The organism is Micromonospora sagamiensis, from assembly GCF_014680085.1.
Taxonomy (GTDB): Bacteria; Actinomycetota; Actinomycetes; order Mycobacteriales; family Micromonosporaceae; genus Micromonospora; species Micromonospora inyonensis.
Window position 1 is genome coordinate 5,348,275 of record NZ_AP023438.1, and the last position, 25,171, is coordinate 5,373,445.

Genomic DNA, 25,171 nt, shown 5'->3' on the forward strand with positions numbered 1-25,171 from the left:
CGTCATGCTGCGTGTCGCCGTTCCCAACAAGGGCACCCTGGCCGAACCGGCCGCCCAGATGCTGCGCGAGGCGGGCTACCGCCAGCGTACCGACGCCAAGGACCTGGTCTGCCGGGACGAGGGCAACGACGTCGAGTTCTTCTACCTGCGTCCGAAGGACATCGCCACCTACGTCGGTTCCGGTGACCTCGACCTCGGCATCACCGGCCGGGATCTGCTGATCGACTCCGGCGCGCCGGCCGAGGAGGTGGTCGACCTGAACTTCGGCCGGGCCACCTTCCGGTTCGCCGCCCGCCCCGACGACATCGACTCGGTGCAGAAGCTGGGCGGGCACCGCGTCGCCACCGCCTACCCGGGCCTGGTCGAGCGGTACCTCGCCGACCTGGGTGTGCAGGCCGAGGTGATCCGCCTCGACGGGGCGGTGGAGAACGCCGTCCGGCTGGGGGTCGCCGACGTGGTCGCCGACGTCGTCTCCACCGGGGCCACCCTGCGCCAGGCCGGTCTGGTGGTCTTCGGAGAGCCGCTGCTGCGCTCGGCGGCGGTGCTGGTCCGCCGCACCGGTGCCCCCGGCTGCGCCCAGGCCGACCAGCTGCTGCACCGGCTGCACGGGGTCCTGGTCGCCCGCCGGTACGTGATGCTCGCCTACGACGTGCCGGCGAACCTGCTGGAGCGGGCCAGTGCGCTCACCCCGGGCATCGAGTCGCCGACCATCTCCCCGCTGCACCGGGAGGGCTGGGTCGCCGTGCAGGCCATGGTGGCCCGCGACGAGGTGCACCGGATCATGGACGAGCTGTACGAGGTGGGCGCGCGGGCCATCCTGGTCACCAACATTCACGCCTGCCGGCTGTGAGATCGCTGCCGCCGACGGTCGCCCTCGCCCTGGTGGCGCTGGGCGGGGTGGCCTCGGCGGCCCAGGGCGTGATCAACGCCGAGTTCGGGGAGCGGGCCGGTGACCCGGTGCTCGGCGCGGTCGTCAACAACCTCGGCGGCAGCGTGCTCGTCCTGCTCGCCCTGCTGACCTGGCCGTCGATCCGGACCGGGCTGCGTGGCCTGCGCGCCGCCCGGCTGCCCTGGTGGTCGTACCTGGGTGGGTTGGGGGGCGCGACGATCGTCGTGGTCGCCACGTACGTCGTACCGGTGCTCGGGGTGGCGGCCTTCACCATCGCCCAGGTCGCCGGGGGCAGCCTCGGCGGGCTCGCCGCGGACCGGGCCGGTCTCGCCCCGGTGGGGCGGCTGCCGTTGACCGGCCCCCGGGTGGCCGGCGCGCTGCTCGGCCTGGCGGCGGTCACCCTGGCCCAGCTCGGTCGTCCGGTGGGGGAGCTGGCCGTCGGTCCGGTCCTGCTCGCCGTGGCCGGTGGACTGGGGGTGGCTCTCCAGTCCGCGCTCAACGGCCGGGTCGCCGCCGCCGTCGGCACCGGCGCCAGCACCGCGGTCAACTTCGCGGTGAGCACGGCGGGGGTGTTCACCGCCGCGGCGGTCGCCGGCAGCCTCCTCCGACCCCCGGCGAGCTGGCCAGCCGACTGGTACCTCTGGACCGGCGGGCTGCTCGGGGTGACCATCGTGGTCGCCCTGCTGGTCGGGGTGCGGTCGGTCGGCGTGCTGCGCACCGGTCTGGTGCTGGTCGGCGGGCAGCTCGGCGGTTCCCTGCTCCTCGACGCGCTGCTGCCCGGCGGCGCGGGGCTGCGGCTGCCGGTGCTGGCCGGCGCGGTGCTCACCCTGCTCGCCGCCGTGGTGGCCGGCCGGGGTGGGCGAGTGCGCGGGACGCGGCCGACGGTGGGTGCGGGGCCCGGGACCGGTGCCGTGGCCGCCGGGGACCGTCCCCCGGCGACGGACCGGCGACACTGATCGCCCGACGCGGTGCACGGCTGCGCGGGTGGCGCCGCAGTCGGATGGCAGACTGGTGGGGTGAGCGATTCCGACCTGGTGCGCCTGCGTCCCCGCCGGATCCGGGTGGTCTGCTGGTCCTCGGCCGTCGCCCTGGTGGTGGTCTTCAGCCTGGTGGCCACCTCGCTGCACGGCCCGACCGGGTTCGGCTACGGAACCTTCCAGCGGGGTGACCAGCTGGCCATGATCGGCCTGGGCGTTCTCTTCGCGCTCGGTGCCCTGCTCTTCACCCGACCACGGGTCGAGGCCGACGCGCACGGCGTCCGGGTGCGCAACATCATCGGCTCGTACGAGCTGCCCTGGGAGGTCGTCCGCAACGTCCGGTTCGATCGGGGGGCGCCCTGGGCGAGCCTGGAGCTGTACGACGACGACCTGCTGCCGATGGTGGCCCTCCAGGCGGCGGACAAGGAGCTGGCGGTGGACGGGGTGCGCGCCCTGCGCCGGCTGCACCGGGCCCGCCAGGCCACCCTGGCCCAGGGCTGAGCCCTCGGCCGGCGGGGCGATTTGGGCGGTACCCCGACGGGGGTGTAGTGTGACTCTGTCGACCAGGCTGCCCGTGTGTAAATGTGAGCAGCCCTGAAGTGGAGCGCCTGCTCCCACCCGAGTCGCCCGCGACGGCGGCCGGGTCCGGTCACCGGTTCCGGGTGCATCCCGGTGCCGGATGCGCGATCATGTGATCGTGCCGACCGGTCGAGCGGGCCCTGGCATGCGCCGGGGCCTTCTGCTTTCCGGGTCGGTTCCCATCCGGGGACCACGGGGTCGGCCAACAGGAGAACGGACTCGAGGAGGCCCCATCAGCGTCGAACCACGCGTGAACGAGCAGATCCGGGCACGTGAGGTCCGACTGGTCGGCCCTGAGGGTGAGCAGGTGGGCATCGTCCCGCTGGAGCGCGCCCTGCAGCTGGCCGCGGACGTCGACCTGGACCTGGTCGAGGTTGCGCCGATGGCGCGCCCGCCGGTGTGCAAGCTCATGGACTTCGGCAAGTTCAAGTACGAGAGCGCACTCAAGGCGCGCGAAGCGCGGCGTAACCAGCAGCAGACCGTCATCAAGGAGATGAAGCTCCGGCCGAAGATCGACCCGCACGACTACGAGACCAAGAAGGGTCACGTGGTGCGGTTCCTCAAGGCCGGCGACAAGGTCAAGGTGACGATCATGTTCCGTGGTCGCGAGCAGAGCCGCCCGGAGCTGGGTTACCGGCTCCTGCGCCGGCTCGAGTCGGAGATCTCGGAACTGGGGTACGTCGAGGCCGCTCCGAAGCAGGACGGTCGAAACATGATCATGGTTCTCGCTCCGCACCGTGCCACCAAGGCCGCCGCCACGGCAGCCCGGACCGGCGCACCGCGGGAGCGGGAGGCCGGTGCCGCCGAGGCACCACCGGCCGAAGCGGCCGAGCCCGCCGGTACGACCGGCGAGTAACAGGGGAGAGACGTTTCACATGCCGAAGATGAAGAGCCACACGGGTATGGGCAAGCGGGTCAAGGTGACCGGCAAGGGCAAGATCGTTGCCCAGCAGGCCGGGCTGCGCCACAACCTGGAGAAGAAGCCCTCCACCCAGACCCGGCGGCTGACCGGCACGGTCGAGCTGGCCAAGGCTGACGTCAAGCGAATCAAGAAGCTGCTCGGCCGCTGACGCGCGCCACTTGACCACTAGTAAGGAGTAGTTGAATGGCACGCGTCAAGCGGGCTGTGAACGCCCAGAAGAAGCGTCGTACCCTGCTGGAGACCGCGAGCGGTTACCGCGGCCAGCGCTCCCGCCTGTACCGCAAGGCCAAGGAGCAGGTGCTGCACTCGATGCAGTACGCCTACCGGGACCGTCGTGACCGCAAGGGCGACTTCCGGCAGCTCTGGATCCAGCGGATCAACGCCGGTGCCCGTGCCAACGGGATGACCTACAACCGGCTGATCCAGGGGCTCCGGCTGGCCGGCGTCGAGGTCGACCGCAAGATCCTGGCCGACCTGGCCGTCAACGACGCGACGGCGTTCGCCGCCATCGTCGAGGTCGCCCGCGCCGCCGTGGCGGCCGAGGGCACCGGTGGCGCGGCGGCTCAGGCCGCCTGATCCACCGCATCCGGTCATCGAGGCGTCTCCCATGCCATCACCTGCGCACGGGAGGCGCCTCGACGCCGTCCCGGGTCCGTTCACCCCACGCACCCCCCGGGTGGCCGCCGCCCGTCGGCTGCACCGCCGCCGTGACCGGGACGCCACCGGACGCTTCCTCGCCGAGGGGCCGCAGGCCGTCCGGGAGGCCCTGACCCGGCCCGGCCTGGTGGTCGAACTCTTCGGCACCCCGGCCGCCCTCGACCGCCACCGCGACCTCGCCGCCCGTGCCGCCACGGCCGACGTGCCGGTCTCCGAGGTCACCGAGGAGGCGATCGGCGTCCTCGCCGAGACCGTCGCCCCGCAGGGGCTGGTCGCGGTCTGCCGCCACCTGGACGTCCCCCTCGACCGGGCGCTCGCCACGGCTCCCCGGCTGGTCGCGGTGCTCGCTGGCATCCGGGATCCCGGGAACGCCGGCACCGTGCTGCGCACCGCCGACGCCGCCGGGGCGCAGGTGGTGGTCTTCGCCGGGGACACCGTCGACCCGTACAACGGCAAGTGCGTGCGGGCCTCCGCCGGGAGCCTCTTCCACGTCGACGTGGTCCGCGCCACCGACCCCGGCGAGGTGGTCGGCGCGCTCCGCGCCGCCGGACTCACCGTCCTGGCCACCACCGGGTACGGCGACAGCGACCTCGACGACCTCGCCGACGCCGGCCGGCTCGCCGCCCCCACCGCATGGCTCTTCGGCTCCGAGGCGCACGGCCTGCCCGGGGAGCTGACCGACGCCGCCGACGCCCGGGTCCGGGTGCCGTTGCACGGCCGCGCGGAGAGCCTGAACCTGGCTGCGGCGGCTGCCGTCTGCCTGTACGCTTCAGCGAAAGCACAGCGATCCCCCGTGCGGGGATCCTCCGCGAAGGAGAGCGTCCGCCCGTGAACGCGCCTCGGCGTTCGTTTAGCCAGCCCGCCGGTGTCGGCGGGCGGCGGGCCTGACTGCTCCGCGCGTCCCTCCCACCGGCGGGCTGCGGCACAGCCGTGCGTCCGTAGACTCGCCTGGCCGTCCCGGGAGGGCGGCGCCGCCGTGAGGGAGTGCCCGTACGCCATGACCTATCGCAACGATCCGTACGACCCGAAGCAGGTCGCCCTGCTCGACCCGGCCGCCCTGGCCGCCGCCGTGGCCGATGCCGAGAAGGCGTTCGCCGACGCCGCCGACCCGGACGCGTTGACCGCGCTGCGCCCCGCGCACCTCGGTGACCGGTCCCCGGTATCGCTGGCCCGCCGGGAGATCGGCGCCCTGCCGCCGGCCGCGAAGTCCGACGCCGGCAAGCGGGTCAACGAGGCCCGCCGGGGCATCGAGACGGCCTACGCCGCCCGGCTGGAGATCCTGGAGCGGGAGCGGGCCGCGCGGGTGCTCGTCGAGGAGCGGGTGGACGTCACCCTTCCCTACGACCGGCGGCCCCGGGGCGCGCGCCACCCGATCAGCACCCTGATGGAGCAGATCAGCGACCTCTTCGTCGGGATGGGCTACGAGGTGGCCGAGGGCCCCGAGGTCGAGCTGGAGTGGACCAACTTCGACGCGCTCAACATCGGCCCCGACCACCCCGCCCGGGGACTGATGGACACCTTCCACGTCACCGGCACCGACGCTCCCGGCCAGGGGCAGGTGCTGCGGACGCACACCTCGCCGGTGCAGGCCCGGTCCATGCTCACCCGCAAGCCTCCGATCTACGTGGTGGTGCCCGGCCGGGTGTACCGCACCGACGAACTCGACGCCACCCACTCGCCGGTCTTCCACCAGGTCGAGGGGCTCGTGGTCGACCGGGGCATCACCATGGCCCACCTGCGCGGCACCCTCGACCACTTCGCCCGGGCGATGTTCGGCGAGGGCGCGAGGACCCGCTTCCGGCCGCACTACTTCCCGTTCACCGAGCCGTCCGCCGAGTTCGACGTCTGGTTCCCGGAGCACCGGGACGGGCCGCGCTGGGTCGAGTGGGGCGGCTGCGGCATGGTCAACCCGCGGGTGCTGCGGGCCTGCGGCATCGACCCGGAGGTCTACTCCGGGTTCGCGTTCGGCATGGGCATCGACCGGACCGTTATGTTCCGGCACGGGGTCAGCGATCTGCGGGACATGGCCGAGGGCGACGTGCGGTTCACCCGCGCGTTCGGCACCGGGGCGTAGCGGGAATGCGGGAACGAGACACGGAGACGGTGGTCTAGAGGCATGCGAGTTTCAGTCAGTTGGCTGCGGGAGTACGTCGACCTGCCCGCCGACCTCGACCCGGCCGACCTGGAGCAGGCCCTGGTCGACCTCGGCATCGAGGTCGAGTCCCTGGTGGACCTGCGGGCCACGGTCACCGGGTCGCTGGTCGTCGGTGAGGTCCGCGAGATCGAGGAGCTCACCGGCTTCAAGAAGCCGATCCGGTTCTGCCTGGTCGACGTCGGCGACGCCAACGGCACCGGCGAGTTGCAGGAGATCGTCTGCGGGGCGCGCAACTTCGCCCCGGGCGACCGGGTCGTGGTGATCCTCCCCGGTGGCGTGCTCCCCGGTGGGTTCGCCATCGGCGCCCGGAAGACGTACGGCCGTAACTCCCACGGCATGATCTGCTCGGCGAAGGAGCTGGGCCTCGGCGACGACCACTCGGGCATCATCGTGCTGGACGCCGACAACCCGGCCAAGCCCGGCGACGACGCGCGCCCGGTGGTCGGGCTCGACGACGTGGTCGTCGAGCTGGAGATCACTCCTGACCGGGGCTACCAGATGTCGGTCCGGGGCGTCGCCCGCGAGCTGTCGCACGCCTTCGGGGTGCCGTTCCGCGATCCGGGGCTGGTGCCCGCGCCCGGCGGGACGTCGCGTCCGGCGTACCCGGTGGAGGTGCGTGACCCGGTGGGCTGCGACCGGTTCGTCGCCCGGATGGTCCGGGGCGTCGACCCGACCGCCCGGACCCCGGAGTGGATGGGCCGCCGGCTCACCGTCGCCGGCATCCGCAGCATCTCGCTGCCGGTCGACATCACCAACTACGTGATGCTCGAGCTGGGCCAGCCGATGCACGCCTTCGACGCCGACCGGCTCGTCGGCGCACTTGTGGTACGCCGGGCCGAGCCGGGGGAGAAGCTCACCACGCTGGACGGGGCGACCCGCAGCCTGGCCGGGGAGGACATGGTCATCTGCGACGAGACCGGTCCGATCTCCCTTGCCGCGGTGATGGGCGGCGAGACCAGCGAGGTGGTCGCCGGCACCACCACCGTGCTCTTCGAGGCCGCGCACTGGGACGCGGTGATGGTCGGGCGCACCGCCCGCCGGCACAAGCTGTTCAGCGAGGCGGCGAAGCGGTGGGAACGCGGCGTCGACCCGGCGCTGCCGCTGGTCGCCATCGAGCGGGCGGTGCGGCTGCTCACCGAGTACGGCGGCGGCACCGCCGACGCGGAGATCCTCGACATCGACCACGTCCGGCCGTCCACCCCGGTGAGCCTGCCGGCCGACCTGCCGACCCGGCGGGTCGGCGTGGACTACCCGCCGGCCCGGGTGGTCGCCCTGCTGGAGCAGGTCGGCTGCACCGTGACCCAGGGCGTCGACCGGCTCGGGGAGGACCCGGGCACGGTCGGGGTGGCCGCCGGTGGCTCAGCCGTGCTCAGCGTCGTCCCGCCGACCTGGCGACCCGACCTGACCGACCCGGCGGACCTGGTCGAGGAGGTGGTCCGCCTCGACGGGTACGACCGCGTCCCGTCGGTCCTGCCGCCCGCTCCGCCCGGTCGAGGGCTCACCCCCGCCCAGCGGCGGCACCGGGCGGTCGCCCGGGCCCTGGCCGAGCAGGGGTACGTCGAGGTGCTCGCGCACCCGTTCGTCACCCCTGACCTCGCCGACCAACTCGGCCTGCCCGCCGACGACCCGCGTCGGGTCGCGGTGCGGCTGGCCAACCCGCTGTCGGAGGAGGAGCCGCTGCTGCGCACCACGCTGCTCGGCCCGCTGCTGGGCATCTTGAAGCGCAACATCGGCCGGGGTCACCGGGACCTGGCCCTCTACGAGACCGGGCTGGTCTTCCACCCGCGTCCGGACGCCGGCCCGTCGCCGGCGATGGGGGTCGAGCAGCGTCCCTCCGACGCCGAGTTCGCCGCCGCCGACGCGACCCTGCCGGCCCAGCCCCGGCACGTGGCCGTCGTGCTGGCCGGGGACGTCGAACCGGCCGGCTGGTGGGGGGCCGGGCGACCGGCGAGCTGGGCGGACGCCGTCGAGGCCGGCCGGACGGTGCTCGCCGCCGCCGGGATCGACGCGCACCGGGTGGGCGTGCGCGCCGCCGGGTACGCCCCCTGGCACCCGGGGCGCTGCGCGCAGCTGCTGGTCGACGACACCGTCGTCGGGTACGCCGGTGAGCTGCACCCGTCGGTGCTGGCCATGCTGGAACTGCCCCGGCGGACCGCCGCGATGGAGCTGAACCTGGACGCGGTGCCGGTGGCCGGGATCGTCCCGGCGCCGACCGTCTCCGGATTCCCGCCCGCGCTGATCGACGTGGCGCTGGTGGTGGACGACACCGTCCCGGCCGACGAGGTGCGTCAAGCCCTCGTCGAGGGGGCCGGCGAACTGCTGGAGTCGGTCCGGCTGTTCGACGTGTACGCCTCGGCGCAGCTCGGTGAGGGACGCAAGTCCCTGGCGTACAAGCTCACTTTCCGGGCCCCCGACCGCACCCTGACCGTCGAGGAGGCGGTGGCCGCCCGCGACGCGGCGGTCGCCACTGCGGCATCCCGCTTCGGCGCGACCCTGCGCGGCGCCTGAGGTGGTAGCAGGGGTCCCTTGTTACCGCTTTTTGCGGAGCAGGGGGCCCCTGCAGGCACCCGAGCCGGTCAGCCGGGGATGGCCGGGTTGGCGAAGGGGTAGTGGTCCCACCACATGGACCGGTGGTGCTTGCGGACGACGCCGTGCTTGCGGACCAGCAGCAGATGGTCGGCGTTGGCCACGAGGGCGGCGTCCTGCGTGGTGGAGCGGAGCACCCGGGTCACCACGTCGAGCATGTTCGGGATGCCCTGCTCGACCAGGGTCTCCTTGTCCATCCGGAGGCTGAGCCGGGCGTAGGGGTCCGGTTCCCACTCCCACTGCCCGTCGTCGGCCTCCGCGCCGACGTAGCCGTTGCGGCCGACCGTGACGCTGACCGTGAACCCGTACCGGTCGTGGAGATCCGCTCCCAGCCCTGCGCCGTACGGCGTGAACGCCGCCCGGTCGGCCGGGCACGGAAAGGCCCGATCGGCGAGCTGCTCGGCGGCGAGGTCGCCGGCGAGGACCAGACGGTATTCGATGGCCACGTGGTGCTGCCCTCCCTCGACGCATCCGGACGATCTCGCCATTCGACAGGATTCGCTCCCCGGTCAGCCGGCCGACCTCGCCGTCCGGTTCCTGGCGTCGGCGGTCTCCTACGAGAAAGACGCCGCCGACATCCTGACCGACCAGGGGTACGTCCTCCGAGTGCCGGAGGGCCGCCGTCCCCAACCGCCGCCTGCCGCCTCGGCTGCCCACCGTGCGTCCCGCATCCGCGTGTGGTGGTTCATGCAGTGCTCCGTATGAATTTGCGATCCGGATCTCGCCCCTGCTAGCCTGAATGCATAGTCATGCGGAGGTGGGTATGGGTATCCGAATCGCGGTCGCGGGGGCGAGCGGCTACGCCGGTGGCGAGCTGCTGCGCCTGATCGCGGGGCACCCGGAGTTCGACCTCGTCGCCGCCACCGCGCACAGCCAGGCGGGCCAGCCGGTCGTCGCCGTACACCCGCAGTTGGCCGGGCTGGACCTGACCCTCGCCGTCACCGACCCGGCGGCCCTGGCCGACGCGGACCTGGTCTTCCTGGCCCTGCCGCACGGCGAGTCGGCGGCGCTGGCCGCCACGCTGCCCCCCACGGCCAAGGTGGTCGACCTCGGGGCCGACCACCGGCTGGCCGACGCCGCCGCCTGGCAGCGGTACTACGGCGGCCCGCACGCCGGGACCTGGGTCTACGGCCTGCCCGAGCTGCCCGGCCAGCGCGCGGCGATCGCCGCCGCCGACCGGGTCGCCGCCACCGGCTGCTACGCGGTGGCCACCACCCTCGCGCTCGCGCCGCTGGTCGCCGCCGGGGCGGTCTCGCCCGCCGACGTGGTCGTGGTCGCCGCCTCCGGCACCTCCGGCGCCGGCCGGGCGGCCAAGTCCCACCTGCTGGGCAGCGAGGTGATGGGCGACCTCTCGCCCTACAAGGTCGGCGCGCACCAGCACGTGCCCGAGATCAAGCAGGCCAGCGGCGCGACCGGGCTGAGCTTCACCCCGGTCCTCGCGCCGATGCCGCGCGGCATCCTCGCCACGGTCACCGCCGTGCCGGCCACCGCCGACGTGGACCCGCGCGCGGTGCTCGCCGAGGCGTACGCGGACGAGCCCTTCGTGCATCTGCTGCCCGAGGGGCGCTGGCCGCACACCGCCGCCACGCTCGGCTCCAACTCCTGTCACCTCCAGGCCACCCGGGACGTCGACACCGGTCGGGTGATCGTGGTCAGCGCGATCGACAACCTCGGCAAGGGCGCGGCCGGCCAGGCGGTGCAGTGCGCCAACCTGATGCTCGGCCTGCCCGAGACCACCGGCCTCTCCGTCTGGGGGATCGCGCCATGACCGTCACCGCGCCCCGGGGGTTCCGGGCGTCCGGCGTCGCCGCCGGGCTCAAGACCAGCGGCGCCTCCGACATCGCCCTCGTCGTCAACGACGGTCCCGACGCCACCGTGGCCGGGGTGTTCACCGCCAACCGGGTCAAGGCCGCCCCCGTGCTCTGGAGCCAGCAGGTCGTCCGGGGCGGCGTGGTCCGCGCGGTGGTGCTCAACTCGGGCGGCGCGAACGCGTGCACCGGCCCGGCCGGCTTCCAGGACACCCACGCCACCGCCGAGCACACCGCCGCCGCGCTCACCTCGGCCAGCCCTCGCCTGCGGCTCGGCGCGGGCGACGTGGCGGTCTGCTCCACCGGGCTGATCGGCGAGCGGCTGCCGATGCCGAAGCTGCTCACCGGGGTGCGGGCGGCGATCCGGGGACTTTCCCGGGACGGTGGGGACGACGCCGCCGAGGCGATCATGACCACCGACACCCGACCGAAGACCACGGTCATCCGGGGCACCGGCTGGACCGTCGGCGGGATGGCCAAGGGCGCGGGCATGCTCGCCCCGGCCATGGCGACCATGCTCTGCGTGCTCACCACCGACGCGGTCGCCGGCCCCGACGCGCTCGACGCCGCGCTGCGCGCCGCCTGCCGGGTCACCTTCGACCGGGTCGACTCGGACGGTTGCATGTCCACCAACGACACCGTGCTCCTGCTGGCCAGCGGCGCCTCCGGTATCGAGCCGACCGAAGCGGAGCTGACCGCCGCGGTCACCGCCGCCTGCCACGACCTGGCCCAGCAGCTCCTCGCCGACGCCGAGGGCGCCACCAAGCAGATCGCCATCGAGGTGGTCGGCGCGGCCGACTCCGACGACGCGGTCGAGGTGGGCCGCGCGGTCGCGCGGAACAACCTGGTCAAGACCGCGCTGTTCGGCAACGACCCGAACTGGGGACGGATCCTCGCCGCCGTCGGCACCACCGCCGCCGCCTTCGAGCCGGACGGCGTCGACGTCGCCGTCAACGGCGTCTGGGTGTGCCGGGGCGGGGCCGCCGCCGAGGACCGCTCGAAGGTCGACCTGACCGGTCGCGACGTCACCATCCGGATCGACCTGCACGCCGGCGGCGACCAGGCCACCGTCTGGACCAACGACCTGTCCCACGCGTACGTGCACGAGAACTCGGCCTACTCGTCGTGAGCGCGAGGAATGCAGCGGAGCGGAGTCCCGCAGTCGCGAACGGAAAGGTGGCACGGTGAACCTGACCACCGATCTCACCCGCGCCCAGGCCAAGGCCGCCACGCTGATCGAGGCGCTGCCCTGGCTGGCCCGCTTCGCCGGGGCCACCGTGGTCGTCAAGTACGGCGGCAACGCGATGGTCGACCCGGCACTCCAGCGGGCCTTCGCCACCGACATGGTGTTCCTCCGCCACGCCGGCCTGAAGCCGGTGGTGGTGCACGGCGGGGGTCCGCAGATCTCCGCGATGCTCGACCGGCTCGGCATCACCAGCGAGTTCCGGGGCGGCCTGCGGGTCACCACCGCAGAGGCGATGGAGGTCGTCCGGATGGTCCTGGTCGGCCAGGTCGGCCGGGAACTCGTCGGCCTGATCAACGCCCACGGCCCGTTCGCGGTCGGCCTCTCCGGCGAGGACGCCCGGCTCTTCACCGCCGTGCGCCGGCCGGCGTACGTCGACGGGGAACCGGTCGACATCGGCCTGGTCGGGGACGTCGCGTCGGTCGACGTCTCCGCGGTGACCGACCTGGTCGCCGCCGGCCGGATACCGGTGATCTCGACGGTCGCGCCGGACGCCGACGGGGTGCTGCACAACCTCAACGCCGACACCGCCGCCGCCGCGCTCGCCGTCGCCCTGCGGGCCCGCAAGCTGGTCGTCCTCACCGACGTGCCCGGTCTCTACACGGACTGGCCGGACACCACCAGCCTGGTCAGCGAGATCACCGTCGACGATCTGGCGGAGCTGCTGCCCCGGCTGGAGTCCGGCATGGCCCCGAAGATGGAGGCGTGCCTGCGGGCGGTGCGCGGCGGCGTCCCCGCCGCGCACGTGGTGGACGGCCGCGTCGCCCACTCCACACTGCTCGAGGTGTTCACCTCGGAAGGGTTCGGAACGATGGTGATCCCGTCATGAGCACGCTGGTCGAACGTTGGTCCCAGGCGATGATGGACAACTACGGCACCCCACCGCTCGGGCTGGTCGCCGGCAGCGGCGCCGTCGTGGTCGACGAGGCGGGCCGGGAGTACGTCGACCTGGTCGGCGGGATCGCGGTCAACGCGCTCGGGCACGCCCACCCGGCGGTGGTGGCCGCCGTGTCGAAGCAGATCGCCACCCTGGGTCACGTCTCCAACCTGTTCGTCGCCGAACCACCGGTGGCCCTGGCCGAGCTGCTGCTCGCCCTCGCCGGCCGGCCGGGCCGGGTCTTCTTCGCCAACTCCGGCGCGGAGGCCAACGAGGCGGCGTTCAAGCTCTCCCGGCTCACCGGGCGCACCCACGTGGTCGCCACCGAGGGCGGCTTCCACGGCCGCACCATGGGTGCGTTGGCGCTCACCGGTCAGCCGGCCAAGGCCGACCCGTTCCGCCCGCTGCCCGGCGACGTCACCCACGTCCCGTACGGCGACGCGGCAGCGCTCGCCGCGGCGGTCACCGACGCCACGGCCATGGTGATCCTCGAACCGGTCCAGGGGGAGAACGGCGTCGTCGTACCGCCCGTCGGCTACCTCGCCGAGGCCCGGCGGGTCACCGCCCGGCACGGCGCGCTGCTGGTGCTCGACGAGGTGCAGACCGGCGTCGGCCGGACCGGCCACTGGTTCGCGCACCAGGCCGAGGGGATCGAGCCCGACCTGGTCACCCTGGCCAAGGGGCTCGGCGGCGGGCTGCCGATCGGGGCCTGCCTGGCCTTCGGCCGGGCCGCCGACCTGCTCGGCCCCGGCTCGCACGGCACCACCTTCGGCGGCAACCCGGTCAGCTGCGCCGCGGCGCTCGCGGTGGTCTCCACCATCGCCAGCGAGGGGCTGCTCGACCATGTGAAGCGGGTCGGCGAACGGCTCCGCCGGGGGGTCGAGGCGCTCAACCACCCCCTGGTCACCGGGGTACGCGGCGCGGGCCTGCTGCTCGGCGTGGTGCTCGCCGCGCCGGTGTCGAAGCCGGTCACCGAGGCGCTGCGGGCCGCCGGGTTCCTGGCCAACCCGGTGCAACCGGACGTCGTCCGGCTGACCCCGCCGCTCATCCTCACCGCCGAGCAGGTCGACGCCTTCCTCGCCGCCCTGCCCGCAGCCCTCGACGCGGCGGCGGTCCCGGCCGCCGCGTCGAGCCCCGCCACCGTCCCGACCACCACTCCGGAGACGCTCCCATGACCCGGCACCTGTTGCGGGACGACGACCTGACCCCCGCCGAGCAGGCGGGCGTACTGGACCTGGCGGCCCGGATGAAGGCCGACCGGTTCGGGTACCGGCCCCTGGCCGGGCCCCGCTCGGTGGCGGTGCTCTTCGACAAGCAGAGCCTGCGCACCCGGTTCTCCTTCGACGTCGGCATCGCCGAGCTGGGCGGTCACCCGCTGGTGGTGGACACCCAGGTCACCCACTTCGGCCGGGGCGAGACCCTCGCCGACGCGGGCCGGGTGCTCTCCCGGTACGTGGCGGCGATCGTGCTGCGCACCCACGGCGACGACCGGATCGCCGAGGTCGCCGAGGCGGCCACCGTGCCGGTGGTCAACGCGCTCACCGACGGTTTCCACCCCTGCCAGCTCCTGGCCGACCTGCTCACCGTCCGGGAGCGGTGCGGCGGCACCGCCGGGCGGACCCTGGCGTACGTGGGGGACGCGGCGAACAACCTCGCCCACTCGTACCTGCTGGCCGGGGCGACCGCCGGGATGCACGTCCGGGTCGCCGGGCCGGAGGGCTTCGCCCCGGACCCGGCCGTCCTGGCCCGGGCGGCCGAGATCGCCGCCGGCACCGGCGGCTCGGTACGGGCGCTGACCGATCCGGTCGCCGCGGTGGCCGACGCCGACGTGGTCGCCACCGACACCTGGACCTCGATGGGGCAGGAGGAGGACGGGCTGGACCGGATCACCCCGTTCCTGCCGTACCAGGTCGACAAGGAACTGCTCGGGCACGCCGCGCCGGACGCGATCGTGCTGCACTGCCTGCCGGCGCACCGGGGCGAGGAGATCACCGACGAGGTGCTCGACGGCCCGCAGAGCGCGGTCTTCGACCAGGCGGAGAATCGCCTGCACGCCCAGAAGGCGCTGCTGACGTTTCTCCTGGAGGCACCCCCGTCATGACCGCCCCGTCGACCCGTGCCGCCCGGCACGCCCGCATCGTCGAGTTGATCCGCGACACACCCGTGCACTCGCAGACCGAACTGGCCGACCTGCTCGCCGCCGACGGCGTCCAGGTCACCCAGGCGACCCTGTCGCGGGACCTGAAGGAACTGGGCGCGGTGACCGTGCGCGCCGGCGACGGCCGGGGCGTCTACCTGATCCCCGAGGACGGCCACCGGGCGCTGCGCGACGCGGAGGCGGCGCCGGCCCGGCTGGTCCGGCTGCTGCGCGAACTGCTCAACGGGGTGGACGCCAGCGGCAACATCACCGTCCTGCGCACCCCTCCGGGTGCGGCGCACTACCTGGCCAGCGCGTTGGACCGAGCGGGCCTGCCCGAGGTCGTCGGCACCATCGCCGGCGACGACACCATCCTCGTCGTGGCCCGCGAGGCCGTCGGCGGGGCCGCGCTGGGCGAGAAGCTCAGTGCCTGGTCCCGCCGGGAAGAGAACGTTGAAGGGAGCACCACATCATGACCGAGCGGGTCGTCCTGGCGTACTCCGGAGGACTGGACACCTCCGTCGCCATTCCCTACCTGGCCGAGCAGACCGGCGCCGAGGTGATCGCGGTCGCGGTCGACGTCGGGCAGGGCGGCGAGGACCTCGACGCCATCCGGCAGCGCGCGCTGGACTGCGGCGCGGTGGAGTCCGAGGTGGTCGACGCGCGCGACGAGTTCGCCGCCGAGTACTGCCTGCCGGCGATGCGGGCCAACGCCCTCTACATGGACCGCTATCCGCTGGTCTCCGCGCTCAGCCGGCCGCTGATCGTCAAGCACCTGGTCGCGGCGGCCCGCACGCACGGCGGCACCATCGTCTCGCACGGCTGCACCGGCAAGGGCAACGACCAGGTCCGCTTCGAGGTCGGCCTGGCCGCGCTCGCCCCGGACCTGAAGATCATCGCCCCGGCTCGGGACTTCGCCTGGACCCGGGACAAGGCGATCGCCTTCGCCGAGGAGAAGGGACTGCCGATCGACGTGTCGGCGAAGTCGCCGTACTCGATCGACCAGAACCTCTGGGGCCGGGCGGTGGAGACCGGCTTCCTGGAGGACATCTGGAACGGTCCGATCGAGGACCTCTACTCGTACACCTCCGACCCGGCGGAGCCGCGCGACGCCGACGAGGTGGTCATCACCTTCGACGCCGGCGTGCCGGTGGCGATCGACGGGGAGACCGTCACCCCGTACCAGGCGATCGGTGAGCTGAACCGGCGGGCCGGCGCGCAGGGGGTCGGCCGGCTGGACATGGTCGAGGACCGGCTCGTCGGCATCAAGAGCCGCGAGGTGTACGAGGCCCCGGGCGCGATCGCCCTGATCACCGCCCACCAGGAACTGGAGGCGGTCACCGTCGAGCGGGACCTGGCCCGGTTCAAGCGCGGCGTCGACCAGCGCTGGGGCGAGCTGGTCTACGACGGCCTCTGGTTCTCCCCGCTCAAGCGCGCCCTGGACGCCTTCATCGACGACGCCCAGCAGCAGGTCTCCGGCGAGGTGCGGCTCACCCTGCACGGCGGGCGGGCCACCGTCACCGGCCGGCGCTCCGAGGCCAGCCTCTACGACTTCGGCCTGGCCACCTACGACACCGGTGACACCTTCGACCAGTCCCTGGCGAAGGGCTTCGTGCAGCTGTGGGGCCTGCCGAGCAGGATGGCCGCGGCCCGGGACGCCCGGCTGGGCGGCTGACGGCGGTGACCACCACAATGGGCGGGGTGGACGACAAGAGTCTGACCGAGAACAGCGCCGCGACCAACCGGACGAGCCTCTGGGGCGGCCGGTTCGCCGGTGGCCCGTCGGAGGCCCTGGCCCGGCTGTCGGTGAGCGTGCAGTTCGACTGGCGCCTGGCCCCGTACGACATCGCCGGCTCCCGGGCGCACGCCCGGGTCCTGGCCGGCGCCGGCCTGCTCGACCCGGATGAACTGGGGCGGATCCTCGCCGCCCTCGACGACCTGGAGGCGGCCTGCGCCTCCGGGGCGTTCCGCCCCACCGTCGACGACGAGGACGTGCACACCGCCCTGGAGCGGGGCCTGCTGGAACGCCTGGGCACCCTGGGCGGCAAGCTGCGCGCCGGCCGGTCCCGCAACGACCAGGTCGCCACCGACCTGCGGCTCTACCTGCGTGACCACGCCCGGGGGGTGGCCGCGCGGCTGGTCGAGCTGGCGGAGGCCCTCGTCGAGCAGGCCGGACGGCACGTGGACACCGCCGCACCGGGGATGACCCACCTCCAGCACGCCCAGCCGGTCACCTTCGGGCACTGGCTGCTGGCCCACGTGCAGCCGCTCCTGCGCGACCTGGAGCGCCTGCGCGACTGGGACCACCGGACGGCGGTCAGTCCGCTCGGCGCGGGCGCGCTCGCCGGTTCCGGCCTGCCGCTGGACCCGGTGGCCGTCTCCAAGGAGCTGGGCTTCCGCACCTCGTTCGCGAACTCGATGGACGCGGTCGCCGACCGGGACTTCGTCGCCGAGTTCCTCTTCGTCACCGCGATGATCGGGGTGCACCTGTCCCGCCTCGGCGAGGAGGTGGTGCTCTGGACGTCGCACGAGTTCGGCTGGGTGGAGCTGGACGACGCCTTCGCCACCGGCTCGTCGATCATGCCGCAGAAGAAGAACGCGGACATCGCCGAGCTGGCCCGGGGCAAGTCCGGCCGCCTGGTCGGCGGGCTGATGAGCGTGCTGACCATGCTCAAGGGCCTGCCGATGACCTACGACCGGGACATGCAGGAGGACAAGGAGCCCGCCTTCGACGCGGTCGACACCCTGGAACTGCTGCTGCCGGCCCTCGCCGGGATGATCTCCACGATGACGGTACGCGTCGACCGGCTGGTCGCCGCCGCACCGGTCGGGTTCTCGCTGGCCACCGAGGTCGCCGACTGGCTGGTCCGGCGCAACGTCCCGTTCCGCGAGGCACACGAGATCACCGGCCGCCTCGTCGCGCTCTGCGTGGCCCGGGAGTGCGCCCTCGACGAGGTCTCCGACGCCGACCTGGCGGCGGTCAGCGCACACCTCGACCCGTCGGTGCGGGACGTGCTCTCGGTCCGCTCGGCGCTGGCGGCGCGGACCACGCCCGGTTCGACCGGCCCCGGCCCGGTCGCCGACCAGCTCGCCATCGCCGCCGACCAGCTGGCCGGCTGGCGGGAGTGGGCCGCCGAGACGGTCGTCCCCCGCTGAGCGTGACCGTCGCGGCGCGCGGGGACACCCGCGCGCCGCGACGCCGGTCAGGACGCGGCCGGCCGCTCGCGTTTCGGCAGCTTGGCCACGATCGTGTCGTACGAGGCGTCGACCGCCTCGCGTAGCTCGTCGTCGGCGATCGCGCCGTCGAGGCGCAGCGTGTTCCAGCCGGACCGGCCGATGTAGGCGGAGGGCCGGGCGTCCTCCGGGTACCGGAGCAGCCACTCGTCGGCGACGTCACGGTCCGGGCCGCACTTGACCCCGACGGTCGCCGCGTCCGGGCCCCCGAGGAAGGCGAAGATCCGGCTGCCGACCTTGACCACCATGTCGTCCTCCCAGGGGCGGTCCTCCCAGGCACCCGGTTTGCCCAGGCAGTACGCCAGCATCTCGTCGCGGGTCATCGCGTCGCTCCCTCCCGACCCGTCCGGCGGACCTCACGTGCGCGGGAAGGGACACCGGCATGCCTACCACGCCGGGGTGACATCCGGCGGTCAGCCGGCGGAGGTCCCGGTCCGGCCGGCGACCCGCTCGAAGCGTTGCCGGGCCGCCTGGGCACTGCCCAGGCCGAGACCGAAGGCGATCTCCTGCCAGGTCATCCCCCGGCTGCGGGCCAGCGAGAGCAGCCCGGCCTCCAGGGTGTCGACGTCGGCGCGGACCCGAGGCACGAGGGTCAGCGCGGCCATCAGGTCGGCGTGGTCGACCGGTTCCTCGCCGGGTGCCGCCTCGGCCGCGCCGGCGGCCAGCGCGAGCACCAGGCTGACCGCCTCGTAGGGCTCGGGCACGTAGGCGTGGGCGTGCCGCCGTCGCCGCTCGTCGGTGTCGGCGTGCCGCTCGGTGATCCGGAAGAGCGCGGTGTGGTCGCGGCGGGCGCGCTCGGCACCGGGATGCGGGGGACTGAACGGGGACGGCTTGTCGGTCATGCCGCCATACCAGCATGCCAATAGGATGTTGTCAACGAAATGTTCATTCCTATAAACCTTGACTTATATAACCGAAGGCTGAAAGACTTCCCCGAGTCATCCCGACGAAAGGACGTGCCAGTGATCAAAGTCGCCGTGACCAGCGTTTTCGTCGACGACCAGGAGAAGGCGCTGCGGTTCTACACCGACCTGCTGGGCTTCGTGGTCCGCCACGACGTCCCCCTGGGCGGCGGGGCGCGCTGGCTGACCGTGGTCGCCCCCGACCAGCCCGACGGGGTCGAGTTGCTGCTGGAACCGAACGGCAACCCGATCGCCAAGACCTACCAGCAGGGGCTGCGTGCGGCCGGGCTACCCGTGCTCATCATGCGTACCGACGACATCCAGCGGGAACACGACCGGCTCGTCGCCCTCGGCGTGCGGTTCACCATGCCCCCGACGCCGACCGGCCCGGTCGTCTCGACGATCTTCGACGACACCTGCGGCAACCTGGTCAGCCTCCAGCAGCCGGCCGGCTGACCACCCGGTACCGTCGTCGGGCGCGCGTGCGGGAGGTGGAGGTGTCGTGCACGCTTTCGACGTCCTGGGCGACCCGGTCCGCCGGCGGATCCTGGAGTTGCTCGCCGACGGCGAGCGCCCGGCCGGCGAGGTCGGTGCGGTCGTCCAGGCGGAGTTCGGCATCTCCCAGCCGGCGGTCTCCCAGCATCTGCGGGTGCTGCGGGAGAACGGCTTCGCCACCGTGCGCGCCCAGGGGACCCGGCGGCTCTACGCGGTCGACCCGACCCCGCTGGCCGAGGTCGACCGGTGGCTGGCGCGTTACCGGGGGTTCTGGGAGCAACGGCTGGACGCCCTCGGTACCGAGTTGGCCCGGGGCCGGCGGGAGCGCAGGTCTGCCCCGCCCGCCCCGGACGGCGGTGCCGGTGGCCCGGCGGGCACCGGCGACCCGCACCCCTGACCGACGTCACCACGCTCGTCGCGGCGCCCCGCCCGTCTCGTGTCCGTGCGTTCAGCGGTCACCGGTGCCCGTTTTGCGCTCCCGGCCCCCACCGGGTTTCCTGGTCAACGTGGACTACTCCTGGTTGACCGCACCTGCCGCGCAGATACCGGCGGTCGCCCGGTCGCTCCTCGGCTGGGAGGTCTCCGCCAACGGGGTCACGATCCGGCTGAGCGAGGTCGAGGCGTACGCCGGCACGGGGGAGGACCCCGCCTCCCATGCCCACCGAGGGCCGACTCCGCGTACCGGCATCATGTTCGGGCCCGCCGGCATGGCCTACGCCTACTTCGTGTTCGGTGCGCACTGGTGCTTCAACATCGTCTGTGGCGCCGAGGGCGAGGCGGCGGCGGTCCTGCTGCGCGCCGGTGCGGTCGTCGAAGGGGCGGAACTCGCCCGCAAGCGGCGCGGTGACGTGCCGGACCGCGATCTGGCGCGCGGCCCGGCCCGGCTGGGCGTGGCGCTCGGCATCGGCGCCGAGGCGAACGGCACCTCCATGGTCGACGGGACCGGCCCGCTCCTGCTGACGCCGCCGACCCGTCCGGTCGATCCGTCGTCGGTCTCGGCGGGGCCGCGCGTCGGCGTGGCCGCCGCCCACGACGTGCCGTGGCGCTTCTGGATCACCGGCGACCCGACGGTCAGCGGCTACCGCCGCCACGTGCCCCGACGCCGCGGGTGAACGCCCGCCAGCGGCTCAGCCGGCGGCGTGGGCGTCCGGGTGGGCGACCAGCACCGGGCACTGCGCGTGCTGTACCAGGGCCTGGCTGACCGAGCCGAGCAGCAGTCCGGCGAAGCCGCCCCGGCCCCGGCTCCCGACCACCACCAGCGCGGCGTCCGCGCTGGCCTCGACGAGCGCCGGCGCGGGCTTGGCCGCCGACAGGGCACGTGTGGAGACGGTCAGCTCGGGATGTCGGCGGCGCACCGCCCCGGCCGTCTCCGTCAGCAGACGGTCGGCCGTCCCCACGTCCCCGGCGGAGTCGTCCGCCGACGGCGCGTCGGGCGGGACGACGTGCGCCAACACCAGGGGTACACCCCGACGGGCGGCCTCCTCGGCGGCGTGTCCGACGGCCAGCTCGGCCAGCTCGGAGCCGTCCACCCCGACCAGCACCGGGCCGGCGGCCGGGACCGGCCGGTCGGTGGGCCGGACCACCAGCACCGGGCACTGCGCGTGCCCGGCGACCTGGGTGCTGACCGAGCCGAGCAGCAGCCCGGCGAAGCCGCCGAGCCCTCGGCTGCCGACCACCACCAGCTCGGCACGGCGGGACTCCTCGACCAGCGTGGCACCCGGACCACCGGCCACCTGGCGTGCCTCGACGGTCAGCCCCGGCCAGCGTCCGCGCAGGTCGGCCGCGGTCTCGTCGAGCATCTTCCGGGCTTCCTCGCTCGGCTCCGGCAGACCCACGTCGTACGGGTTGATCGGCACGCCGTAGCCGAGCGGGTGCAGATAGCCGTGCACCAGGTGCAACGGGCGGGACCGCTGCGCCGCAACCTGCGCGGCGTGCGCCGCCGCGACCAGGCTCGCCGGTGATCCGTCCACCCCCACCACGACAGGTCGGTTCATCGGTCCTCCCGTTCCCGGTCCGTCACCTCGTCCTGGACGTACCCTGCCCTATCCGACACCCGGGTCGCCGACACGCCACGCGGAAGCCCGCCGGGAACCGGTCGGGTGTCGCCCGTGTCGTCCCGACCGGTACCGGACGGACTGCCGTGGCCGGTACGACTCACGGGGCGTCCTGGTGCCGGACGATGGCCACCGGGCACCGGGTGTGGTGCAGCACCGCGTGGCTGACCGAGCCGAGCAGCAGGCCGGCCAGGCCGCCCCGGCCACGCGCCCCGACCACCACCAGCTGGGCCGTCTCCGACTCCTCCACCAGCGCCCGCGCCGGGGCGCCCCGGACCAGCCGCCGCCGGATCGGCACCTCCGGGTACCGCTCCGCCCACCCGGCGACCGCCTCGACCAGCACCCGCTCCTCGTCGTCGGCCAGCGCGTCCAGGTCGTACGCCAACGGCAGCATGTCACCGGGGCCCAGCGGGGTCGGGTGCTGCCAGGCGTGCACCGCCACCAGCTCCGTCCCGCGTCGCGCGGCCTCCTCCACGGCGAAGGCGACCGCCAGGTCCGACAGGTCGGAACCGTCGACGCCCACCACCACCGGACCGTCCGCCCGGGGCTCGCCCCGGACCACCAGCACCGGGCAGGCGGCGTGCGAGCTGACCTGCACGGCCGACGAGCCGAGCAACAGGCCGGCGAACCCGCCGAGTCCCCGGCTGCCGAGCACCACCAGCGCGGCGTCCCGGGCTTCGGCCAGCAGCACCGCCGTCGGCGCGCCGTCGACCACCACCCCGGTCACCGGCACCTCCGGATCGACCTTGCCGGCCTCGGCGACCGCCTCGGTGACAATGCGTTCCGCCTGGTGCCGCAGCCCGCCCTCCGACGGGGCGTCCGGTGCCGGACCCAGCGGTACGCCCAGCAGTGGCCAGACGAAGGCGTGCACCACCCGCAGCGGACGGTTCCGGGTCGCCGCCTCCCGGGCCGCCAGCCGTACCGCGTCCAGTGCCGAGGGCGAGCCGTCGACTCCCACCACCACCGGGGCACCTGACCTGTTGCTCATGCTGTCCTCCTTCGTCCGGTCCCAGTCTGGCCGTTCGGGCAGGTCAGCGGGGAGAGGCCGACGTCCCGGCCCGGGGGCCGTTGGTCCCGCGGCCGACGACGGCCTCGGCGGGCCGGCGGAGCAGGCGGAGGACCATGCCGGGCAGCGCGCTCACCGCGACGCAGGCGAGCAGGTCGACCGGGCCGAGCGGCGCGGTGCCGAGCAACTCCCGCAGCGGCGGCAGCAGCACCCCGGCGACCTGGAGCAGCGCCGACAGGAGCACGGCGGCGAGCAGTCCCGGGTTGCCGTGTCCCCGGCCCTCGGGACGTGGCGCCCGCACCGCCAGGGCGACGCCGAGCTGGGCCAGCCCGAGGACCACGAAGACCACCGACTGCCAGGGCCGGTCCAGCGCCGCGGCGGCCACCCCGGCGGCCAGCGCCACGGCGGCGATCAGCGCGCCGGTGAGCAGGATGGCCCGGCCGAGGCCACCGCCGAGCACCGACTCCTGCGGAGAGCGCGGCGCGCGACGCAGGGTGCCCGGCTCGGCCGGCTCCGCGCCCAGCGCCACCCCGGGCAGCCCGTGGGTGAGCAGGTTGATCCAGAGGATCTGCGCCGGCAGCAGCGGCACGGGCAGCCCGAACAGCGGCCCGAGCAGCATCACCGCGACCTCGGCCACCCCGCCGGAGAGCGCGTACCGCAGGAACCGGCGGATGTTGTCGTAGATCCGGCGGCCCTCGCCGATCGCGGCGGCGACGGTGGTCAGGTTGTCGTCGACCAGCACCAGGTCGGAGGCCTGCCGGGCGACCTCGGTGCCGCCGCCCATGGCCACCCCGATGTCGGCCCGGCGCAGCGCCGGCGCGTCGTTGACGCCGTCCCCGGTCATGGCGACCACGTGGCCGGCGGCCTGGAGGCCGGCGATGATGTCGAGCTTCTGGTCGGGCTGCGTACGGGCGAAGACCCGCGCGGCCGGGTGGACGTCGGTCAGGTCGTCGTCGTCCCCCCGCACCAGCGGGTCCCCGTCGCGCCAGAGCCCGAGCTGCCCGCCGATCGCCGCCGCCGTCGCCGGGTGGTCGCCGGTGATCAGCAGCAACCGCACCCCGGCCGCGTCGAAGCGGTCCGCGATGTCGGCCGCCCCGGCGCGCAGCGGGTCGCCGACGGCGACCAGACCGGCGGGCCGCAGACCGGCCGGGTCGGCCGGATCGGGCAGCTCGGTGACCAGCGCGGTCGCCACCGCCAGCACCCGCAGCCCGGCGCCGGCCAGCTGGTGCGCGGCATCGGTCAGCTCGGCCAGCTCGTCGTCGGTGGCGTCGACCACCGGACGGGTCAGGACGTTCTCCGGCGCACCCTTGCACACCACCAGGTACCGGCCCTCGCAGGTCCGGTGCACCGTGGTCATCCGCCGGTTCGCCTGGTCGAAGGGGTGCTCGGCCACGCGGGGCCAGGCCGTCCGGGTGGTCAGCGGGTCCAGTCCGCAGCGGGCCGCGAACGCCACCAGCGCCGCCTCCAGCGGGTCGCCCACCGCACCCCACTCGGGCCGGTCCGGCTCCGGCGGGAGCAGGGCGGCGTCGTTGCAGAGCAGCCCGGCGCGGGCCAGCCGGCGCAGCTCGTCCGGTATGTCCACCCGCGCGCCGTCGCGCCGCACCTCGCCGTGCGGCGCGTACCCGGTGCCGCTGACCGCGTAGCCCGCGCCGTCCGGCGTGACCGCCTGCTGCACGGACATCCGTCCCTCGGTGAGCGTGCCGGTCTTGTCGGACGCGATCACGGTGACCGAGCCGAGGGTCTCCACCGCGTGCAGCCGTCGCGGGATCGCCCGGGCACCGGCCATCCGCCGGGCACCCAGGGCCAGGGCCAGGGTCACCACCGCCGGCAGGGATTCGGGCACCGCCGCGACCACCAGGCTCACCGCCGTGATCGCCATCTCCACCACCGGCTGTCCACCGAGGACGCCGACGCCGAAGACCAGCGCGGAGAGGGTCACCGCGGCGAGGCCGAGGACCCGGCCCAACGCGACCAACCGGCGTTGCAGCGGCGTCGCCGCCGGCCGGGTGGCCGCCACCAGGGCGGTGACCCGGCCCAGGGCGCTCGCCGCGCCGGTGCGTACGACGGTGCCGGTGCCCCGCCCGGTGGTGACCACCGTGCCGGCCGCCACCTCCTCGCCGACGTCCCGCACGACGGGTACCGACTCGCCGGTCAGCGCCGACTCGTCCAGGTGTAGCCGGCTGCTCTCCCCGAGCAGCAGGTCGGCCGGGACGACATCGCCGGCCTCGACCCGGACCAGGTCGCCCCGGACCAGGTCGACGGCGGGGACGACCAGGTCGACACCGTCGCGGACCACCCGGGCGGTGGGGGCGGCCAACTGGTCCAGGGCGGCGATGGCCTTGTCCGCGCGGACCTCCTGGACCACGCCGATCACGGTGTTGACCAGCACCACCAGCACGATCACCACGGTGTCCGGCAGGTCGCCGAGCAGGGCGGTGACCACCGCCGCGGCCAGCAGCAGCGCTACCAGGGGGTCGACGAGCTGACGGGCGACCCGGGTGACCAGGTGCCGGCGGACCGGCGCGGCCACCGAGTTCGGTCCCTCGACGCGGAGCCGTTCGGCGGCCTCCGCCGCGCCGAGACCCACCGGACCCGACGGCGGACGCGCCGCCACCGTCCGGTTCCCTACCGTCACCTGGCCCACCCCCGA

The 25,171-nt window shown here is 74.2% G+C and carries 26 protein-coding genes; 20 read left to right on the forward strand and 6 right to left on the reverse strand.

The window, feature by feature from the left end; genetic code table 11:
- Positions 1 to 4 precede the first annotated feature (4 nt).
- The 9 genes from hisG (at position 5) to pheT (ending at position 8,687) form a co-directional block, all read left to right on the forward strand.
- The gene (hisG, locus tag IGA62_RS23640) at positions 5 to 850 is read left to right on the forward strand and encodes an ATP phosphoribosyltransferase (protein WP_091462722.1); all 846 of its coding nucleotides are present in this window, start codon (positions 5 to 7) and stop codon (positions 848 to 850) included.
- Positions 847 to 1,845: a DMT family transporter gene (locus IGA62_RS23645; protein ID WP_145818807.1), complete on the forward strand. Its 999-nt coding sequence runs from the start codon at positions 847 to 849 to the stop codon at positions 1,843 to 1,845. The genes hisG and IGA62_RS23645 overlap by 4 nt, the downstream gene beginning before the upstream one ends.
- Before the next feature lie 60 nt (positions 1,846 to 1,905).
- The gene (locus tag IGA62_RS23650; RefSeq protein ID WP_186499921.1) at positions 1,906 to 2,367 is read left to right on the forward strand and encodes a PH domain-containing protein; all 462 of its coding nucleotides are present in this window, start codon (positions 1,906 to 1,908) and stop codon (positions 2,365 to 2,367) included.
- Positions 2,368 to 2,695: 328 nt separating this feature from the next.
- On the forward strand, positions 2,696 to 3,301 hold the full coding sequence (gene infC, locus IGA62_RS23655; protein WP_091462720.1) for a translation initiation factor IF-3: 606 nt from the start codon (positions 2,696 to 2,698) through the stop codon (positions 3,299 to 3,301).
- Positions 3,302 to 3,320: 19 nt separating this feature from the next.
- A complete protein-coding gene (gene rpmI, locus IGA62_RS23660) occupies positions 3,321 to 3,515 on the forward strand; it encodes a 50S ribosomal protein L35 (RefSeq protein WP_026267805.1) in 195 nt (64 codons plus the stop codon).
- Positions 3,516 to 3,550: 35 nt separating this feature from the next.
- Complete coding sequence (gene rplT, locus IGA62_RS23665; protein WP_088984921.1) at positions 3,551 to 3,943, forward strand: 50S ribosomal protein L20; 393 nt, start codon at positions 3,551 to 3,553, stop codon at positions 3,941 to 3,943.
- Between the two features lie 31 nt (positions 3,944 to 3,974).
- Entirely contained in the window at positions 3,975 to 4,856 is an 882-nt protein-coding gene (locus IGA62_RS23670; protein WP_145818806.1) for a TrmH family RNA methyltransferase, read from the forward strand.
- 165 nt (positions 4,857 to 5,021) lie between these two features.
- The gene (gene pheS, locus IGA62_RS23675) at positions 5,022 to 6,098 is read left to right on the forward strand and encodes a phenylalanine--tRNA ligase subunit alpha (protein WP_145818805.1); all 1,077 of its coding nucleotides are present in this window, start codon (positions 5,022 to 5,024) and stop codon (positions 6,096 to 6,098) included.
- Positions 6,099 to 6,140: 42 nt separating this feature from the next.
- Positions 6,141 to 8,687 (forward strand): phenylalanine--tRNA ligase subunit beta, encoded by a 2,547-nt coding sequence (pheT, locus tag IGA62_RS23680; RefSeq protein ID WP_145818804.1) that lies wholly within the window; start codon positions 6,141 to 6,143, stop codon positions 8,685 to 8,687.
- Positions 8,688 to 8,755: 68 nt separating this feature from the next.
- Here the strand turns inward: pheT and IGA62_RS23685 are convergent, their stop codons facing one another.
- Complete coding sequence (locus IGA62_RS23685; RefSeq protein ID WP_145818803.1) at positions 8,756 to 9,211, reverse strand: SitI3 family protein; 456 nt, start codon at positions 9,209 to 9,211, stop codon at positions 8,756 to 8,758.
- Between the two features lie 317 nt (positions 9,212 to 9,528).
- Here IGA62_RS23685 and argC point away from each other — a divergent pair, with 317 nt between their 5' ends.
- Genes argC through argH form a run of 8 tightly spaced genes read left to right on the forward strand, consistent with a single transcriptional unit; the run spans position 9,529 to position 17,986 of the window.
- A complete protein-coding gene (argC, locus tag IGA62_RS23690; protein ID WP_145818802.1) occupies positions 9,529 to 10,533 on the forward strand; it encodes an N-acetyl-gamma-glutamyl-phosphate reductase in 1,005 nt (334 codons plus the stop codon).
- A complete protein-coding gene (gene argJ, locus IGA62_RS23695; protein WP_145818801.1) occupies positions 10,530 to 11,702 on the forward strand; it encodes a bifunctional glutamate N-acetyltransferase/amino-acid acetyltransferase ArgJ in 1,173 nt (390 codons plus the stop codon). Before argC ends, argJ begins: the two co-directional genes overlap by 4 nt.
- 55 nt (positions 11,703 to 11,757) lie before the next feature.
- Positions 11,758 to 12,645: an acetylglutamate kinase gene (gene argB / locus IGA62_RS23700; RefSeq protein ID WP_145818800.1), complete on the forward strand. Its 888-nt coding sequence runs from the start codon at positions 11,758 to 11,760 to the stop codon at positions 12,643 to 12,645.
- Positions 12,642 to 13,868, forward strand: a complete 1,227-nt coding sequence (locus IGA62_RS23705; RefSeq protein WP_145818799.1) for an acetylornithine transaminase — start codon at positions 12,642 to 12,644, stop codon at positions 13,866 to 13,868. The genes argB and IGA62_RS23705 overlap by 4 nt, the downstream gene beginning before the upstream one ends.
- Positions 13,865 to 14,794: an ornithine carbamoyltransferase gene (gene argF / locus IGA62_RS23710; protein WP_145818798.1), complete on the forward strand. Its 930-nt coding sequence runs from the start codon at positions 13,865 to 13,867 to the stop codon at positions 14,792 to 14,794. Before IGA62_RS23705 ends, argF begins: the two co-directional genes overlap by 4 nt.
- The gene (locus IGA62_RS23715; protein WP_145818797.1) at positions 14,791 to 15,306 is read left to right on the forward strand and encodes an arginine repressor; all 516 of its coding nucleotides are present in this window, start codon (positions 14,791 to 14,793) and stop codon (positions 15,304 to 15,306) included. The genes argF and IGA62_RS23715 overlap by 4 nt, the downstream gene beginning before the upstream one ends.
- The gene (locus IGA62_RS23720) at positions 15,303 to 16,505 is read left to right on the forward strand and encodes an argininosuccinate synthase (RefSeq protein WP_145818796.1); all 1,203 of its coding nucleotides are present in this window, start codon (positions 15,303 to 15,305) and stop codon (positions 16,503 to 16,505) included. The genes IGA62_RS23715 and IGA62_RS23720 overlap by 4 nt, the downstream gene beginning before the upstream one ends.
- A gap of 17 nt (positions 16,506 to 16,522) precedes the next feature.
- A complete protein-coding gene (gene argH, locus IGA62_RS23725; RefSeq protein ID WP_145822043.1) occupies positions 16,523 to 17,986 on the forward strand; it encodes an argininosuccinate lyase in 1,464 nt (487 codons plus the stop codon).
- 47 nt (positions 17,987 to 18,033) lie between these two features.
- Here argH and IGA62_RS23730 read toward each other — a convergent pair whose 3' ends face one another.
- Together IGA62_RS23730 and IGA62_RS23735 are read right to left on the reverse strand one after the other, a co-directional pair.
- Positions 18,034 to 18,387, reverse strand: a complete 354-nt coding sequence (locus IGA62_RS23730) for an MmcQ/YjbR family DNA-binding protein (protein ID WP_145818795.1) — start codon at positions 18,385 to 18,387, stop codon at positions 18,034 to 18,036.
- Positions 18,388 to 18,477: 90 nt separating this feature from the next.
- Positions 18,478 to 18,906, reverse strand: coding sequence for a DNA-binding protein (locus tag IGA62_RS23735; RefSeq protein ID WP_145818794.1), 429 nt, complete (start codon positions 18,904 to 18,906; stop codon positions 18,478 to 18,480).
- A 123-nt stretch (positions 18,907 to 19,029) separates the two neighbouring features.
- Between IGA62_RS23735 and IGA62_RS23740 the strand changes: the two genes are divergently transcribed.
- The 3 genes from IGA62_RS23740 to IGA62_RS23750 all read left to right on the forward strand — a co-directional run bounded on the left by IGA62_RS23740 (position 19,030) and on the right by IGA62_RS23750 (position 20,573).
- Complete coding sequence (locus IGA62_RS23740) at positions 19,030 to 19,422, forward strand: VOC family protein (protein ID WP_145822042.1); 393 nt, start codon at positions 19,030 to 19,032, stop codon at positions 19,420 to 19,422.
- Positions 19,423 to 19,468: 46 nt separating this feature from the next.
- Positions 19,469 to 19,858: an ArsR/SmtB family transcription factor gene (locus IGA62_RS23745; protein ID WP_145818793.1), complete on the forward strand. Its 390-nt coding sequence runs from the start codon at positions 19,469 to 19,471 to the stop codon at positions 19,856 to 19,858.
- Between the two features lie 109 nt (positions 19,859 to 19,967).
- Positions 19,968 to 20,573, forward strand: coding sequence for a DNA-3-methyladenine glycosylase (locus IGA62_RS23750; protein ID WP_145822041.1), 606 nt, complete (start codon positions 19,968 to 19,970; stop codon positions 20,571 to 20,573).
- Positions 20,574 to 20,588: 15 nt separating this feature from the next.
- On the opposite strand, the gene IGA62_RS23755 is transcribed toward IGA62_RS23750, so the two are convergent.
- The 3 genes from IGA62_RS23755 to IGA62_RS23765 all read right to left on the reverse strand — a co-directional run bounded on the left by IGA62_RS23755 (position 20,589) and on the right by IGA62_RS23765 (position 25,156).
- Complete coding sequence (locus IGA62_RS23755) at positions 20,589 to 21,455, reverse strand: universal stress protein (protein ID WP_145818792.1); 867 nt, start codon at positions 21,453 to 21,455, stop codon at positions 20,589 to 20,591.
- A 160-nt stretch (positions 21,456 to 21,615) separates the two neighbouring features.
- Positions 21,616 to 22,503, reverse strand: coding sequence for a universal stress protein (locus IGA62_RS23760; RefSeq protein ID WP_145818791.1), 888 nt, complete (start codon positions 22,501 to 22,503; stop codon positions 21,616 to 21,618).
- A 43-nt stretch (positions 22,504 to 22,546) separates the two neighbouring features.
- Entirely contained in the window at positions 22,547 to 25,156 is a 2,610-nt protein-coding gene (locus IGA62_RS23765; RefSeq protein WP_232624755.1) for a cation-translocating P-type ATPase, read from the reverse strand.
- Positions 25,157 to 25,171 lie beyond the last annotated feature (15 nt).

Bases quoted from the DNA above. Each gene is read 5' to 3' on its own strand.
- rplT (WP_088984921.1), top strand. From the start codon at position 3,551: ATGGCACGCGTCAAGCGGGCTGTGAACGCCCAGAAGAAGCGTCGTACC.
- IGA62_RS23670 (WP_145818806.1), top strand. From the start codon at position 3,975: ATGCCATCACCTGCGCACGGGAGGCGCCTCGACGCCGTCCCGGGTCCG.
- IGA62_RS23735 (WP_145818794.1), bottom strand. From the start codon at position 18,906: ATGACCGACAAGCCGTCCCCGTTCAGTCCCCCGCATCCCGGTGCCGAG.
- pheS (WP_145818805.1), top strand. From the start codon at position 5,022: ATGACCTATCGCAACGATCCGTACGACCCGAAGCAGGTCGCCCTGCTC.
- IGA62_RS23730 (WP_145818795.1), bottom strand. From the start codon at position 18,387: ATGACCCGCGACGAGATGCTGGCGTACTGCCTGGGCAAACCGGGTGCC.
- pheT (WP_145818804.1), top strand. From the start codon at position 6,141: ATGCGAGTTTCAGTCAGTTGGCTGCGGGAGTACGTCGACCTGCCCGCC.
- argC (WP_145818802.1), top strand. From the start codon at position 9,529: ATGGGTATCCGAATCGCGGTCGCGGGGGCGAGCGGCTACGCCGGTGGC.
- rpmI (WP_026267805.1), top strand. From the start codon at position 3,321: ATGCCGAAGATGAAGAGCCACACGGGTATGGGCAAGCGGGTCAAGGTG.
- IGA62_RS23715 (WP_145818797.1), top strand. From the start codon at position 14,791: ATGACCGCCCCGTCGACCCGTGCCGCCCGGCACGCCCGCATCGTCGAG.
- argF (WP_145818798.1), top strand. From the start codon at position 13,865: ATGACCCGGCACCTGTTGCGGGACGACGACCTGACCCCCGCCGAGCAG.
- IGA62_RS23760 (WP_145818791.1), bottom strand. From the start codon at position 22,503: ATGAGCAACAGGTCAGGTGCCCCGGTGGTGGTGGGAGTCGACGGCTCG.
- argH (WP_145822043.1), top strand. From the start codon at position 16,523: ATGGGCGGGGTGGACGACAAGAGTCTGACCGAGAACAGCGCCGCGACC.
- IGA62_RS23720 (WP_145818796.1), top strand. From the start codon at position 15,303: ATGACCGAGCGGGTCGTCCTGGCGTACTCCGGAGGACTGGACACCTCC.
- hisG (WP_091462722.1), top strand. From the start codon at position 5: ATGCTGCGTGTCGCCGTTCCCAACAAGGGCACCCTGGCCGAACCGGCC.
- argJ (WP_145818801.1), top strand. From the start codon at position 10,530: ATGACCGTCACCGCGCCCCGGGGGTTCCGGGCGTCCGGCGTCGCCGCC.
- IGA62_RS23705 (WP_145818799.1), top strand. From the start codon at position 12,642: ATGAGCACGCTGGTCGAACGTTGGTCCCAGGCGATGATGGACAACTAC.
- IGA62_RS23755 (WP_145818792.1), bottom strand. From the start codon at position 21,455: ATGAACCGACCTGTCGTGGTGGGGGTGGACGGATCACCGGCGAGCCTG.